Below are 15421 nucleotides of genomic sequence, written 5' to 3'. Positions count from 1 at the left end.
GTCGCGGCGTCCCGCGCCTCACCTGTCCCTCGCGCCATCTCGTCCGCGCCGCCCCCTCGCGCGCCCCCGGCGTCCCGCGCCTCACCTGTCCCTCGCGCCATCTCGTCCGCGCCGCCCCCGGCGTCCTGCGCCTCACCTGTCCCTCGCGCCATCTCGTCCGCGCCGCCCCCTCGCGCGCCCCCGGCGTCCTGCGCCTCACCTGTCCCTCGCGCCAGCTCGTCCGCGCCCTCGCGCTCGGCCGCCCCTCGCCGCCTGTCGTTCGCGCCAGCCGCAGCGTCGGTGCCGTCACCGACCTCGGCTCCCGCGGCCCAGGCGTCGCCGGTCGCGCGGCCCCGCCGCTTGCGCCGGCTTCGCGCCCCGCCTTCCCCGCCCCGCCGCTCGCCACCTGTCTCTCGGGACAGCCGCCACATCTTCGGCGGCGGCACCTTCCGCGGCGGCGGTCCGCCGTCGGCCCGGCCCGCCAGCTCTTCGTCGAGCGTCCACACCCCGACTCGCCACGCCCGCGCCACCCCGGCTGCCAGCCGGCGCATAAACTCCGCCCGCTCGATCGGCGTCGCCCCGAAGCGGCGGAGGTGGGCCGTCTCGACCTGGCAGTCGATCAGCGAGAACTCCCAGCGCCGCAGCTGCTCGACCAGGGCCACGAACGCGATCTTCGACGCGTCGTCGGCGCGGGCGAACATGCTCTCGCCGCAGAACACCGACCCCAGCGCCAGCCCGTACAGCCCGCCGACCAGGCGGTCCCCGTCCCAGGCCTCGACGCTGTGCGCCAGCCCGCGGCGGTGCAGATCGGTGAACGCCGCGCGGATCCCCGGCGTGATCCACGTGCGGTCCTGGCCCGGGCGCGGCGTCTCGGCGCACGCCGCGATGACTGCCTCGAAGGACAGGTCGAGCGAGATCCGGTACGGCCGGCGGCGGATCGCCTTCGCCAGCGAGCGCGGCACCGCGATCTCGCCCGGCACCAGCACTGCCCGCGGCGCCGGCGACCACCACAACAGCGGCTCCTCCTCGCTGTTCCACGGGAAGATCCCGTGCGCGTAGGCCAGCAGCAGCCGCTCGGGTCGCAGGTCGCCGCCGAGCGCGAGCAGCCCGTCGGGCTCGGCCTGACTCGGATCGGGGAACACCAGCTCGTCCGTCAGCGCGAACACCGGCATGGTCATGGCCTACCACGGCGGCCGGTCCGCAGCGTATCCTGTCGCCGCATGAAGGTCGTCTTCTGCCACGGCCTCGAGGGCAGCCCGCAGGGCCGCAAGGCGCAGGCGCTGCGGGCCGCCGGGCTCGACCTCGTGGCGCCCGACTTCACCGGCATGAACCTCGCCGCGCGCGTCGCCGCCCTCATGCCCGAGCTCGCCGCGCACGACGGCTGCGTCCTGGTCGGCTCGAGCTACGGCGGCCTCACCGCCCTCTGCGGCGCGATCCTCCGCCATCGCGCCGGCGGTCGCGTCCGCGGCCTCGTCCTCGCCGCTCCGGCGCTGATCGTGCACGAGCCCCCGGCCGACGCCCTCGAGCTCGCGCCGCCGTGCCCGACGGTCGTCATCCACGGCCGCCACGACGAGCTCATCCCCGTCGCCGCGATCGAGGCCTGGGCCGCCGCCCACCCTGCCGTCCGCCTGGAGCTCGTCGACGACGCCCACGTCCTCGCCCGCTCGCTCGACCGGCTCGTCGCCGCGACCGCGGAGTTCGCCCGCGAGTGACATGTTCGAGGGGACATGCCGCGTAGAGCATGTCCCCTCGAACATACCTTATGGGACATGTCTGGAACGCCAGCGAGCCTCCCGCTCCGGCGCAGCGTCCGCCCGCTCGGCGGCCTCGCCCTCCCTGCCGCCGAGGATGCCTGGCCGGCCCGGCCCACCGAGCGGCCGACGCCGCGTCCCTTCCCGATTCATGGCTTGGACGCCGCTCGTCCGCCCCAGTCGACCTGCCGCTGGTGCCGGCCTCGGTCGAGGGCGCAGCGCGCGGTCCCGGGCGACCGACCGCTCCACGCATCAGCGCCAGCGCCGCTGCGCGGGGCCGTTCGCGTCGGCGGCGACCCCTCGCGCATGAAGCGACGCCCGCTCCGTCGCCGCGTCTCTCGCCTGCGCGGCCGGCACCCCCGGCGCGGACTCGTCGCGCTTCGGCTGCGGCCACCACCCGAGCGCCAGCAGCATCGTGAAGAACGCCACCACGTACGCGAGGACCACCGGCCAGCCCTCCTTCAAGTAACGCCAGGTGTGGCGCGCCTCGGGAAAGTCCTTCGAGATGGCGACGCCGGCCGACGAGCCGAACCAGATCATCGAACCGCCGAACCCGACGCTGAAGGCCACGATCCCCCAGTCATAGCCGCTCTGCTCGAGCGCCAGCTTCGTCAGCGGGATGTTGTCGAACACCGCGGACACGAAGCCGAGCCCGAACGCCGTCGACCACGACGCCGGAGGCAGCGCGCGCACCGGCATCAGCGACGCGCACCACACCAGCGACAGCAGGAACAGCGCGCCCTTGGCCGCGCCGGGCAGCTCGCCCCAGGTCGGCCGGCGCAGCAGCGAGCCGACCAGGATCGCCGCCCACACCCCGTACCACGGCCCGCCGGCGAAGAAGCCCGCCCACGGGCCCGTGAACAGGAAGTTGGCGACGATCGCCCCCGCCAGGATCAGCACCACGATCATCACCTGCACGCGGTCGATCGGCTTCGTCTCGCCGGTCGGGGGATCGATCGCCTGCACGCGCGTCTGCTGCACCGCGCCGAACAGGCCGCAGATCGCAAGCGCCACCGCGCTGGCGACCATCGCCCGCAGCACGGCGAGCGGCGACACTCCGTCGAGCCACATCATCGTCGTCGTCGTGTCGCCGAGCACGCTCCAGGCCCCGCCCGCGTTGCTCGCGGCGACCAGCGCCGCGACGTAGCCGACCGTCACCTTCTCGCGGAACGCCGAGCGCGCCATCACCCCGCCGATCATCGCCGCAGCGATGTTGTCGAGGAACGACGAGATGACCCACACCACCGCGAGCAGGGTGAACGCGCCGAGGAGCGGGCGCCGCGGCAGCAAACGCGAGAGGTTGTCGGGCACGCCCGAGTGCTCGAAGAATTTCGCGAGCAGCGAGAAGCCGAGGAGCAGCCCGCCGAGGTTCAGCAGCGTGTGCTCGCCCTCGTGGAGCAGGTGGCCCCACAGGCCCGGATGCGCCTGCTCGGTCGGCCAGGCGAACCCGGGGGCGAACACCGCCGTGTAGATCGTGATGACGAGCGCCCCGCCGAGCGCGACCTGCAACGTGTGCCCGTGGAACAGCGCCACCCCGAGGAGGACCAGCACGAACAGCACGAACGCGAACGGCACCGCGCCGAGCACCATGATCCCGTCGGGCACCTGGCTGCCGAACGCGCCGAGCGCCAGCGCCACGACCACCGCGGCCGCGAACACATAGCTTTTGGCGCGCCCCGCTGCCTCGGGGACGTCGGGGTCGCGCGCGTCCTCGCGGGTCTCGATGTGCGAATGTCGGCCCTCGTCCATTTTCGGCTCCTGGATCTCGCGTCGCGCCGCGAGCCGGCTCGACCCCGGAGTTAGGAGCCACAACTCCCTCGCTCGCAACACGTCCCCAGCGGAGCGTCGTCGCCGCGCCGCTCGTCGCGCGCGCGTGGCTGTCCGCAACGCTGCCGCTCGTACGGGCGCGCCAGCCGCCCCTGCGAGCCGAGCGGGCCCATCCGCAGCCGCTTCGCAGCGACACCGGGCCGACTTCGCCGCCCTCATCGAGGCGCGCGTCGTGCAACCTCGGAGGTCGCTCGCCTCGCCTTCATCACCCGAGTCTGGCGGCGACTCCGAGGTGACGCGCGCATCGCTGACGCCCGCCCCTGGCACCGAACTCGACGCCGCGCGCGCGCCTCACTCGCCGAGGACGATGCCGCGCTGCAGCAGCGCGATGGCGCGTTCGATCGCCTCGTGGCCGCCGGCCAGCGTCAGCGTGTCGCCGACTTGCAGCCGCTCGTGGGCCTCGGGCAGCACCACGCCCGCAGACGCGCGGTTGATCGACAGCACCGACGCGCCCGTGCGCGCGCGCAGGTTGAGCTCGGCCAGCGTCTGCCCGATCGCAGGGCTCGTCGCGGCCAGCGTCACCGGCGTCATGTCGGGGAAGCCCGGCAGCATCGGCGCCACCTCGACCAGCGACTGGTGCGCCGCCGGGCCGCTCGTGCCTCCCTGGCCCTGGCGGGCCAGCACCTCGACGATCAGCTCGGTGCCCGCGCGCACGTGGCCGTCGAGGTTGCCGACGCTGCGCCACACGTTGTAGCCGAGCGCCGCCACCACCAGCGCGAACACGGCGAAGCCCGAGCTGAGCGGCAGGAACGGCTGCAGCACCGCCACCAGCGGCAGGCCGATCACCAGCGACAGCGCCAGCTCGAGCGCCACCGTGAACGCGCGCCGCGGCGCCGAGCCGAGGTCGAGCTTGCCGTCGTCGCGGGTCGGCAGCACCACCGCCGCCAGCGCGCGGGCCAGCGCCGCCGCGCGCCGGAGCACGCCGACGAACAGCACGCCCGCGAGCGCCAGCGTCGCGCCGACGTAGCCGATCTCGATCACCGTCGGCGACAGGTGCGTCGCCTGGAACATCGCCTGGACCGCCTGCCAGTGGACCAGGCTCGACCCGGCGAGCAGCGCCACCAGCAGCGTCGCGTCGACGGTCAACATCAGCAGCGGCCCGCGGACGCGGCGGCCGACCGCCGCGCTGCGGGGCGCCGAGCGCAGCTGCTCGATCCACGCGTCGTAGAAGGTCACGAACGTCTGCAGGCGGTCGGGCAGCCAGCGATCGACCGCCTCGGCGCCGCGCTCGGAGCGGCGGACCATCACCGGCGTGGTGATCGAGGTCAGGATCGCCACCGCCACCATGATCGGCAGGATGTACTCCGGGATCGCGCCGGTCTGCAGGCCGAGGCCGGCGATGATGAACGAGAACTCGCCGATCTGGGCCAGGCTCATCCCGGCGCGGACCGAGCGGCGCAGCCCGTTGCCGGCCAGGAACGAGCCGAGCGACACGCCGACGACCTTGCCGGACACCACCACCGCCGTCAGCACGACCACCGGCAGCCAGTGCTGGACCACCAGCACCGGGTCGATGGTCATCCCGATCGAGATGAAGAACACCGCGGCGAACAGGTCGCGCAGCGGCTGGATCACGTGCTCGACCTTGGGCCCCTCGCCCGACTCCGACACCAGCATGCCGGCGAGGAACGCCCCGAGCGCGACCGAGTAGCCCGAGGCCGAGGCGAACGCCGCCATGCCGAAGCACACCGCGATCCCGGCGATCAGCGTCGTCTCGGCGCGGCCGATCCGGACCACCCCGCGGATGAAGCGCGGCACCACCAGGAGCCCCGCGGCCAGCATCGCCAGCAGGAACGCCAGCAGCTTGCCGACCGTCAGCGCGAAGTCGACCGGCGACAGACCTGTCCCCGAGGCCAGGCCGGTGAGGATCGCCAGCAGCAGGATGGCGATCATGTCCTCGAACACCAGCACCGCGAACACGACCTCGACGAAGCCGCCGCGCAGGCGCTGCTCCTCGAACGCCTTGGCCACCAGCATCGTCGACGAGATGCCGAGGCAGGCGCCGACGAACAGGCTCGCGGTCGAGTCCCAGCCGAAGATCCGCCCGACCATGTAGCCGAGCGAGATCATCAGCCCGACCTCGATCACGGCCGTGAGCGCCGCCGGCAGCCCGATCTTCACGATCTTGCGCAGGCTGAACTCGATGCCGATGGTGAACATCAGCAGGATGACGCCGAACTCGGACAGCGAGTGGGCCAGGTTCACGCTGCTCTCGCCGCCGATGATGATGCCCGGCACGTGCGGGCCGAGGATCATGCCGGCGACCAGGTAGCCGAGCACCGGCGGCTGGCGCAGCCGCTGCGACAGCAAGCTGGTCACCGCCGCGGTCCCGAGGATCGCGCCGACCTCTTGCACGTAGTGAGCCGCGCTCGCGCTCGCGCTCATGCGAGCGGACACGATAACGCAAAACCGCGGGCTCGCGCGGGCCCGGCCGCGGCTCGCCCGCGCCCGCTCACTCGCCGAGCGTCATCAGGCCCATCCCGGTGAGCCAGTGTCCGCCGTCGATCACCAGCGTCGCGCCGGTCGTGTAGGCGCTCGCGGACGAGGCCAGGAACACCGCGGCCTCGGCGATCTCGCGCGGCTGGCCGAAGCGCCGCAGCGGGATCGCGCGCTCGGCCCTGGTGCGCAGCTCCGGGGGAAGCAGGCGAGTGATCCCCTCGGTGTTGTCGATCGGCCCCGGCGCGATCGCGTTGACGCGGATCCCTGCCGGCCCCCACTCGACCGCCAGCGTGCGCGTGAGCGCGTCGATCCCCGCCTTCGCGCTGGCCGCGTGGACCTGCAGCGGCGTGCCGCCGTAGTGGAGCGTCGCCGAGATGTTGAGGATCGACCCGCCCGCGCGCGACAGCAGCGGCAGCGCCGCCTTGCAGGCGTTGAACGTGCCCTTGAGGTCGATGTCCACCACCGTGCCGAAGCCGTTGGGCGACAGGCTCGCGGCCGGGCACAGGAAGTTGCCCGCCGCCGAGTTGACCAGCACGTCGAGGCGGCCCCAGCGGGCCTCGATCGCCTGCATCGCCGCCTCGACCTGCTCGGGCTTCCGCACGTCGGCCGCCACCGCCAGCGCCTCGCCGCCGGTCGCCGCGATCGCCTCCGCCGTCGCGTCGAGCTTGGCCTGCGTCCGCCCGCACACCGCCACCCGGGCCCCGTGCTCGGCCAGCGTCGCTGCGATCGCGGCCCCGATCCCCGAGCCCCCGCCGGTGACGAGGGCGACCAGTCCCTGCAGCGCGTCCGCGCGAAAGATGCTCATGCCGCGACGATGCCCGGTTTCCGCCCGACGCGGCACCGCCGCCGCCGTGAGCCTGACCACAAGCCGCTCACGCATGTCCGATGCCGCATGCCCTCAGAGACATGCATGTTCGAACATGCCCGTTCGAACATGCCCGTCTGGACATGCCCTCAAGGCCACCCACACGGCCTCAGGCCACCGCCATCTCGACTGCGCGCTTGATGTTGACGCTGACGAGCTTGGACACCCCCCGGGTCTCCATCGTCACCCCGTAGAGGCGGTCGGCGATCTCCATCGTCCGCTTGTTGTGGGTGATGATGATGAACTGGGTGTTCTGCGCCATCTCCTGGACCATCGCGCCGAAGCGGCCGACGTTGGCCTCGTCGAGCGGCGCGTCGACCTCGTCGAGGAGGCAGAACGGGCTCGGCTTGATCAGGAAGATGGCGAAGATCAGGCTGACCGCGGTGAGCGCCTTCTCGCCGCCGGACAGCAGCTCGAGGCTGCGGACCTGCTTGCCGGGCGGCTGGGCCTGGATCTCGACGCCGGTGCCGAGCAGGTCGCTGGCGTCGGTCAGCTTGAGCTGGGCCTGGCCGCCGTTGAACAGGCGCGGGAACACCTGCTGGAACTTCTCGTTGATCTCGCGGAACGTCTCGAGGAAGCGCTCGCGCGTGGTCTTGTTGATCTTGTCGATCGCCTCCTGGAGCTGGGAGATCGCCGACTCGAGGTCGCGCTTCTGCGTCGACAGGTACTCGCAGCGGCTCGAGACCTCCTCGAACTCCTCGATCGCCGTCAGGTTGACCTCGCCCATGCGCGCCAGCACGCGCTTGAGCTCCTGCTGGCGCGCCGCCGAGTCGGGCCCGGCCAGCGGCCGGTCGTGGAAGTCGCACAGCGACAGCTCGAGCTCGGCGTCGAAGCGCTCGCGGATGTCGGCGCACAGGTGCTGCGCCTCCATGCGCTGCTCCTTGAGCACGCTCTCGACCTCGGCCAGGCGCTCGCGCTGCTCGTCGAGCCCGTTGCGCAGCTTGCGGACCGACAGGTCGAGCTCGTCCGTCGCCAGGCGGACCGCGTCGTGGGCCTCGCGCGCGGCCTGCAGCGTCGCGGTCGCGGCGCGGTGGGCCTCGAGCTGCTGCTCGCGCTCGGCCTCGGCGGCCTGCAGCGCCTCCTCGAGCGCCGCGATCTTGGCCTCGCCCTCGACTTGCGCCTGTCCGAGCCGCTGCAGGCGCTCGTCCTCGGCGGCGACCTGGCGCGACAGGCGGGCCTCGGCGGCGGTCAGCGCCCCGAGCTGCTGCTGGAAGCGCGCCAGCGCCACCTTCGCCTCGGTCAGCATCTCCGACACCTGCGCCTGCTGCTCGCGCAGCATCTCGATGCGCGCCTCGGCGTCGACGATCGTCTGCTGCAGCCCCGGCAGCTCCTCCCGCACCTGCGCCAGCTCCTCGGTCAGGCGCGCCCGCTCCTCCTCGCGGCCGCCGAGCGACGCCTGCAGCTTGCCCCGCTCGCGCGTCAGCTGCTCGATGCGCTGGCCGAGCTGCTGGATCTCCCGCTGCAGGCGGCTGACCTCCTGCACGCGCGACAGCCGGACCTTCTCCGACTCGAGCAGCTCCGCCTCGCTCATCTCGCGCTCGGCCTCGAGCTGGCTCTGGCGCTCGACCAGCACCTGGACCTGCTCGTACGCCGCCGCGACCTCGGCCTCGCGCGCGGTCACCTGCTCGTGCAGCTCGCGGATCTCCCGCTTCTGCTGCAGCAGCGCCGAGTCGAGCCCCTGGGCCGAGCCGCCGATCACCACCCCCGAGGGCTCGACGCGGTCGCCGGCCAGCGTCACCAGCGGCGCGGTCGCCCCGGCCTGCCACAGCTCGAGCGCCTGCGGCAGGTCTTCGACCACCACCGTGTCGCCGAGCAGCGCCCGCGCCAGCGGCCGCAGCTCGCCGGGCACCTCGATCGCGTCCACCAGGCGACCGACCACGCCTGGCCGTTGGAGCATGTCGTCGAGGCCAGGGCCGTAAGCGCCGGTCTCCTCGGACATGCCCTCGGAGCCATGCTCCGAGCGGCGCGGCCGGCACTCGCGCGGCAGGAACGAGGTGCGGCCCTCCTGCTTGGCCTTGAGCAGCGCGACCGCGGCCGCGCTGGCGCGCACGCCGTCGACGACCACGCCCTGCAGGCGGTCGCCGAGCACCGCCGACAGCGCCGCCTCGAACTTGGCGGGCGCGGCCAGGTGGTCGGCGAGGATGCCGAGGATCGCCCCGCCGGCCTCGGCGCCGATCGCCTCGCGGTTCTGGATGACCGTCTGCACGCCGCTGGCGCAGCCGCGGTAGCGCTTCTGGATCTCCTCGAGCGACTGCACCCGCGACTGCACGCGCTGCAGCTGGGCGCGGGCGGCGTCGTGGGCCTGCTCGGCGGCCTTGATCTGGCCCTTGAGCGCCTGCTTCTCGCGGTCGCCGGCGGCGCGGCGGTCCTGCAGCGCCGCGACCCGCTCGGCCGCGGCCTCGCGGGCGGCCTCGGCCACCTCGAGGTCGGCGCGGTCGCGCTCGAGCTGGATCCCGAGCAGCTCTGTCTCTTGGGTCAGGGCCGCGATCCGCTGCTCGAGGTCGGACAGGCCCTCGGCGCGGGCCTGCAGCTGGGCCGACGCGGTCGCCTCGCGCTGCTGCAGGCGGTTCAGCTGCGCGCGCCCGCGCTCGAACTCGGACACCTCGCCGCGCAGGCGCGCCGCCAGGCCGTCGTGCTCTTCTTGCAGGCGGGCCGCCACCTCGGCGTGGCCCTCGTCGGCGCCGGCGCGCAGCTCGGCGAGCTGGGTCGTGACCTGCTCGAGCTCGCCGCGCAGCGCCGTCAGCGAGCGCTCGGCCGCGGCCGCCTCGGCGCGCGCCTGCGTGACCGCCTGCCGCGCGCCCTCCTGCTCGCGCCGGCGGAACTGGCCCTCGCTCTCGGCCAGCTTGATGCGGTTGTCGAGGTCGAACACCGCTGTCTGGGCCGCGCGCAGCTCCTGCTCGCGCTGCAGCAGCTCGGTCCGCTGGGCCTCGCCGCGCGCGTCGGCGGCCGCCAGCGTCGCGCGCATGTCGTCGACCTGGACGCCGAGCTCGCTGCGCCGGGCCTCGAGCACGCGGCGCGTCGCCTCGAGCTCGAGGAAGCGGTGGCTGGCGATCCACAGGTCGAGGTCGCGCAGCTCGGCCCGGTAGCGCTTGTAGCGCTCGGCCTTCTGCGCCTGCCGCCGCAGGTTGCCGACCCGCGCCTCGAGCTCCGACAGCACGTCGGACACGCGCAGCAGGTTCTGCTGCGTCTGCTCGATCTTCTTCTCGGCGGCCTGCTTCTGCGCCTTGAAGCGGGTGATGCCGGCGGCCTCGTCGATGATGTAGCGCCGCTCCTCGGCCTTGGAGCTGACGATGCGGCCGACCTGGCCCTGCTCGATGATCGAGTAGCCGCGCGTGCCCGCGCCGGTGCCGGCCATCAGCTCCTGGATGTCGCGCAGGCGGCACGGCACCTTGTTGATGAGGTACTCGCTGGTGCCGTCGCGGAACAGCCGGCGCGTGACCGCGATCTCGGCGAAGTTGAGGTAGGCCGCCGGGACCTGCCCGTTGTTCTGGAAGGTCAGCGTCACCTCGGCCGCGTTGCCGGGGCCGCGCGTCGAGCAGCCGGCGAAGATCACGTCGGCCATCCCCTGACCGCGCAGGTGCTTGGCCCGCTGCTCGCCGAGGCACCAGCGCATCGCGTCGACGACGTTCGACTTGCCGCAGCCGTTGGGCCCCAGGATCGCCGTCACATGGTCATCGACGTGGATGACCTCGCGGTCGGCGAAGGACTTGAACCCGTTGACCTCGATCTTCTTGATTCGCATCGATCGGCGCGCGCAAAAAAACGCTGGCGTCCGCGAGATAGCACCACCCGCCGCCCCGGAAAAGCCCGCCGTGACGATCTCCCGCGGAGCCGATCCCGGGTCCGCTGACGCGGCCCGCCCCCGGCCCTCCGGCGCCCGCGGCCCGCGCCCCCGAGATCTCGCAGATCTCGCGGAGCTACGCCCGAACCCTTCAGGATCGGCCGCGGCTGTGCTACCGCTGCAGTGGCCGTCGCCGATGACCTCGACCGAGATCTACCTGCTCCTCGCCATCCTCGGCGCACTCGTCGTCACCGGCGGCGTCGTCGTCTACGCGCGTCGCCGCGCCCTCCCGCCGGGGAAGACGCCGCCCGAGCTGCCGGCGACCGAAGCGCCGCCGTCGGACCGCGCCCTCGCGCCCGGTGCCCCCGGACGCCGCGCCGAGGCCCCGGTCCGCCCGCTCACGCCGGAAGAGCTCGCCCGCGCCGCCGAACAGGAGCGCTACGTCGCCGGCCTCGCGCGCACCCGCGGCGGCTTCGTCGCCAAGCTCGCGCGCCTGTTCCGCGGCCGCCCGCGCGTCAGCGCCGAGCTGCGCGACGAGGTCGAGAGCGTCCTCTTCACCGCCGACATCGGCGCCAAGGCGGCGCAGAAGCTGCTCGACCAGGTCACCGACCTCCTCGACAAGAGCGACGTCGCCGACGCCGACAAGGTGTGGGCCGTCATCCGCACCGCGGCGCGGCAGATCCTCACCGTCCCGGCCGCTCCGCTCGACTACAGCCCGAACCCGCCGCCGTACGTGCTGCTGATGATCGGCGTCAACGGCGTCGGCAAGACCACCACGCTCGGCAAGCTGGCCGCCTTCCACAAGGCCGCCGGGCGCCGCGTCCTGTTGGTCGCGGGCGACACCTTCCGCGCCGCCGCCGGCGAGCAGCTCGAGATCTGGGCCCGCCGCGTCGGCTGCGAGATCCACCTCGGCAAGGAAGGCGCCGACCCGTCGAGCGTGATCCACGACGGCATCTTCCGCGGCGCCCGCGAGGGCTTCGACGTCGTCCTCTGCGACACCGCAGGCCGGCTCCACACCAAGAAGGAGCTGATGGACGAGTTGCAGAAGATCCGCCGCTCGTGCGCCAAGGCGCTGGCGCGGGCCCGCGGCGTCGGCGAGGCCGAGGTCCGCGGCCCGCACGACACCTTCCTCGTGCTCGACGCCACCATCGGCCAGAACGCGCTCGCCCAGGCGGTCCTGTTCAAGGAGACGATGGACTTCACCGGCCTCGTCCTGACCAAGCTCGACGGTACGGCCAAGGGCGGCGTGGTGCTCGGCGTGTGCGACGAGCTGCGGGTGCCGGTCCGCTTCATCGGCATCGGCGAGAAGATCGACGACCTGCGCCCGTTCGACGCCGACGCCTTCGTCGAGGCCATGTTCGGCGATCCCGACGACGCGAAGGCGTGACTGGCACTTTCTACGATGCCGCGCCGTGTTTGAAATTGAGCGCCGTAGAGGTCGCCAGGTCGTGACGGGTCGCCGACCCCCTGCCGCGGAGATCGTCTTCCGCAATCTCGCGGGACGGCCGGCAGCGGCGTGTCGGGGCCTCACCTGCGAATTCGGCGGCCTTGGGGCCTACGCACCGCCCTGCGTGCCTTTGCTCCAAACAGCGCCCGGCATCAAACAACGCTTGTCCTGTTGTGACCTAGTGGTTGGCTGTGATACCGTCCGACACCCCTAAACCGGTGTCTATCGCTTCGGTTGTCGGGTGCCCTCTGGGCCTGATGATTTCCTACCCCAGCTCTGCGATTCTGATTCCCACGGCCCTCGGGCCTGCTTGTTTCCCGGCCCTTCGGGCCGACTCACTTCCCGGCCCTCCGGGCCTGAGTCCCCAGTTCCCGGCCCTCCCGGCCACTTGAATTCCTGCCTCCCCCGGCCCTGCAGGGCCTCTCCACAGGCCCTCGGGCCTGACCTCCGAGATACCCACGTGCCAGTCGACCTTGAGGTGAGCATGCGACGTTCTTTGACCGGCTCGGCTGTTCTCCTGGCAGCCTGGGCCTTCACTGCTCCTGGAACCGCCGCCGCGGCCGTCGCGGCACCCGCACCCGCACCCGCTGCGACTCCCGCTCCCGCACCTGCGGCTCCGGCCGACGACGACACGATCGTCCTCGACGAGGCCGAGGGCGACACGCCGGCCAAGCCCGCGGGCGAGGCGAAGGCCGGCGGTGAAGCCGGAGCCTCGACCGACCTGTTCGGCGACGAGAACAAGGGCAAGGCACCCCCCACCGGCGAGGCCGGCAAGGTCAGCGCGACCTCCGAAGCCGACCAGTTGAAGCAGGACAAGGCGTTCATCACCGTGGTGCAGCGCCAGCGCTTCCTGAAGAAGAAGCGCTTCGAGCTGCAGCCGCAGGTCGGCATCACGGTCAACGACCCGTTCGTCCGCCACTACACCGTCGGCGCCGAGCTCAACTACTGGATCACCAACCGCATGGCGGTCGGTATCACGGGCACGGCCTTCTTCGGCAACAAGACCTCGCGGTACACCAACATCCGCTTCCAGGAGAGCGTGCTGCTGACCGCGAACAAGACGCTGTGGCAGGCCAGCGTCAACTTCCTGTACAACCCCTTCTACGGCAAGATCGCGGTGTTCAACCGCGCGCTGATGCACTGGGAGTCGTACATCCAGGTCGGCGGCGGCGCGATCCAGACCCAGGTGATTCCGCGGTACGAGGCCATCCACGAGCCGTTCCGCCACCTCACCGGCCAGGGCAACTTCGCCATCGGCGCCCGCTTCTACGGCCCGCGCGTCGACTGGCTCTCGGTGAACTTCGGCGTCCGCACCTGGATCTACCAGGACAAGCTCGAGCCGCCGGAGCGCGGTCCGGGCCCGAACCAGCTCGAGATGTACGACGACCCGGGCGTTGCCAAGGACAACGCGGTCAAGAAGCTCGCCTTCAACGTGGTCTTCTTCCTGGGGCTCAGCTTCTACTTCCCCACCACCTTCCAGTACACCACCCGCCGCTAAGAGCACCTCGACATGCACAGGATTCGATCGCTCACTGTTCTGGCGGCATCCCTGGTCGCCATCACGCTGCTTCCCGACACCGCGCAGGCCAAGCGGAAGAGCCCGCTCGAGGGCAAGCCGGTGGTCGTCCGCAAGCTCGAGCTGCGCAAGCTTCGCTTCGGCATCACGCCGTTCGTCGGCATGAGCCTGTCGCAGACCTTCGTCCACAAGGGCTACGTCGGCGGCAAGCTCCACTTCGACTTCACCGACTGGATCGGCATCCAGGCGAAGTTCGCGTACGGCGTGATCAACCGCGACGCGAAGCTGCTCAAGGCGCTCAACGACGAGGCCGGGGGCCTTCCCCGCGGCATCGACCCGAACTCGGCGGAGAACCCCGAGGCCGCGCCGAAGCGGACGCTGGCCGACTTCAACAGCCCCGCGCCGCTGCTCCACGACTTCCAGTCGGGCCTCACCCGCAACAACTGGCTGGCCAGCTTCGACGTCGTGTTCAAGCCCTTCAGCGGCAAGCTGGGCCTGTTCTCGGGCATCTTCACCGAGTACGACATGTACCTGTTCGCGGGCGTCGGCCTGGCGAACTTCGGGCGTCACTACCCGAACCAGAAGTCGACCAGCGAGCTGCTCGGCCTCGACACCAGCAACCCGAACGACCCCACGACCTACTGCCGTCAGGGCACCGAGACCAACCGCGAGTGTTACCTGCACCCGGTCAAGGCGGACACCGGCATCAAGGTCGGTCCGAGCTTCGGCGGCGGCGTCAACATCTTCCTCGCCGACTTCGCCTCGCTCAACCTCGATGTCCACGACATCATGACCTACAACAACGCGGCCGGTCTCAACGCGACCACGACGGACGTTCCGCCGAAGGTCGACCGGCAGGACGCCAACTGGAACCACAACGTGATGTTCTCGCTGGGCGTCACGTTCTACTTCCCGCCGAAGGCCAAGCGCTCGCAGCTCAAGGTCGGCGGCAAGCCGGTCAAGGCCCAGTAAGCCGCCCGCTCCGGTCGAGTCCTCGCAGGGCCCGTCAGCACGCTGACGGGCCTTCGTGCTTTCGGGCCCCGCCGCTTTCGCCTGCCCTTCCGGCCAGCCCGCACGCCGAACTGCGCGGCTCCTGGCGAGCGCCGGCGCAAGCCCATCTCTTGAGCCGACTTACCGCTTCGTCGCTCGCGCAGTCGTCACCGTCCGCCTCGCGCTCCGACCTGTCCCTTCGACCAGGCCGGTCGTCGCCAGTCCGCCCGCCGAGCCGCGACGCTCGGCGCGCCTCGCTCAGCACTCGTCGGTCTGCTCCATCGTCACCACCGACTTGTCGTCCTCGTCGATGTCGGCGACGTAGAAGCGGTGCTCGCTGACCTGTCCCTCGGGACCTGGCTCTTCGAACCACACCTCGAGGCAGTTGTCGGTGAGGTCGAGCTTGACCGCGTCGAACTCGAACTCGCCGTACGGGTCGGCGTAGACGAAGTACCCGCGGGCCCCGGAGCGGTCGTACAGGAACATCCGCGTGTCGGCCATGGGCGTCTCGACCTCGAGGTTGCCCTTCACGTCGACGTACTGCACCGGGGCCGCCTTGAGGCTCGGCGGAGGCACCGGGACCGAGATTCCGAACTGCCCGGTGAACGGCCGGTCGGTGCGCGTGGGCAGGTGCGTGTTGCAGGCGCTCAGGGCGACGAAGGCGACAACGAGGATGGCGCGGAAGATCATGGATCGAAGCTCCGAGCGGCTGCGACGCACGGCGGGCCCCGTGGGTCTGCGACCACGGTTGCATTTTTGCAAAACTTACACCAACGGGCCAAGTGCGAGATCGCTGGATAAAGCCCGGCTGCCTCGCAACGTCGAT

At 71.8% G+C, this 15421-nt stretch carries 9 protein-coding genes and 1 pseudogene; 4 read left to right on the top strand and 6 right to left on the bottom strand.

Going from position 1 to position 15421, the window contains the following annotated elements; all coding sequences use genetic code 11:
• Window positions 1–470 precede the first annotated feature (470 nt).
• Window positions 471–1151 (bottom strand): annotated as a pseudogene (aat, locus tag NAEX_RS54820) (leucyl/phenylalanyl-tRNA--protein transferase); the annotation flags it as partial.
• A 48-nt stretch (window positions 1152–1199) separates the two neighbouring features.
• Between aat and NAEX_RS40280 the strand changes: the two are divergent.
• Window positions 1200–1691 (top strand): alpha/beta fold hydrolase, encoded by a 492-nt coding sequence (locus NAEX_RS40280; protein ID WP_096332766.1) that lies wholly within the window; start codon window positions 1200–1202, stop codon window positions 1689–1691.
• A 291-nt stretch (window positions 1692–1982) separates the two neighbouring features.
• On the opposite strand, the gene NAEX_RS40275 is transcribed toward NAEX_RS40280, so the two are convergent.
• From NAEX_RS40275 to smc, 4 genes are all read right to left on the bottom strand, one after another.
• Window positions 1983–3479, bottom strand: coding sequence for a citrate transporter (locus tag NAEX_RS40275; RefSeq protein ID WP_177325927.1), 1497 nt, complete (start codon window positions 3477–3479; stop codon window positions 1983–1985).
• Between the two features lie 369 nt (window positions 3480–3848).
• Window positions 3849–5942 carry a monovalent cation:proton antiporter family protein gene (locus NAEX_RS40270; protein WP_096332765.1) on the bottom strand — a complete coding sequence of 698 codons (2094 nt, stop codon included), beginning with the start codon at window positions 5940–5942 and terminating at the stop codon, window positions 3849–3851.
• A 67-nt stretch (window positions 5943–6009) separates the two neighbouring features.
• On the bottom strand, window positions 6010–6801 hold the full coding sequence (locus NAEX_RS40265) for an SDR family oxidoreductase (RefSeq protein WP_096332764.1): 792 nt from the start codon (window positions 6799–6801) through the stop codon (window positions 6010–6012).
• Window positions 6802–6970: 169 nt separating this feature from the next.
• Window positions 6971–10603 carry a chromosome segregation protein SMC gene (smc, locus tag NAEX_RS40260; RefSeq protein ID WP_096332763.1) on the bottom strand — a complete coding sequence of 1211 codons (3633 nt, stop codon included), beginning with the start codon at window positions 10601–10603 and terminating at the stop codon, window positions 6971–6973.
• Window positions 10604–10838: 235 nt separating this feature from the next.
• Between smc and ftsY the strand changes: the two genes are divergently transcribed.
• The 3 genes from ftsY to NAEX_RS40245 all read left to right on the top strand — a co-directional run bounded on the left by ftsY (window position 10839) and on the right by NAEX_RS40245 (window position 14577).
• Window positions 10839–12029: a signal recognition particle-docking protein FtsY gene (gene ftsY, locus NAEX_RS40255; protein ID WP_096332762.1), complete on the top strand. Its 1191-nt coding sequence runs from the start codon at window positions 10839–10841 to the stop codon at window positions 12027–12029.
• A gap of 544 nt (window positions 12030–12573) precedes the next feature.
• The gene (locus tag NAEX_RS40250) at window positions 12574–13587 is read left to right on the top strand and encodes an outer membrane beta-barrel domain-containing protein (protein WP_143140640.1); all 1014 of its coding nucleotides are present in this window, start codon (window positions 12574–12576) and stop codon (window positions 13585–13587) included.
• Window positions 13588–13599: 12 nt separating this feature from the next.
• Window positions 13600–14577, top strand: coding sequence for an outer membrane beta-barrel domain-containing protein (locus tag NAEX_RS40245; RefSeq protein ID WP_096332760.1), 978 nt, complete (start codon window positions 13600–13602; stop codon window positions 14575–14577).
• A 276-nt stretch (window positions 14578–14853) separates the two neighbouring features.
• On the opposite strand, the gene NAEX_RS40240 is transcribed toward NAEX_RS40245, so the two are convergent.
• Window positions 14854–15285 (bottom strand): hypothetical protein, encoded by a 432-nt coding sequence (locus NAEX_RS40240; RefSeq protein ID WP_096332759.1) that lies wholly within the window; start codon window positions 15283–15285, stop codon window positions 14854–14856.
• Window positions 15286–15421: the final 136 nt, after the last annotated feature.

It is taken from the genome of Nannocystis exedens (genome assembly GCF_002343915.1).
Classification (GTDB): Bacteria; Myxococcota_A; Polyangia; order Nannocystales; family Nannocystaceae; genus Nannocystis; species Nannocystis exedens.
Note: the sequence above shows the minus strand (reverse complement) of the source record. Positions and strands in the feature narration are given on the sequence as shown.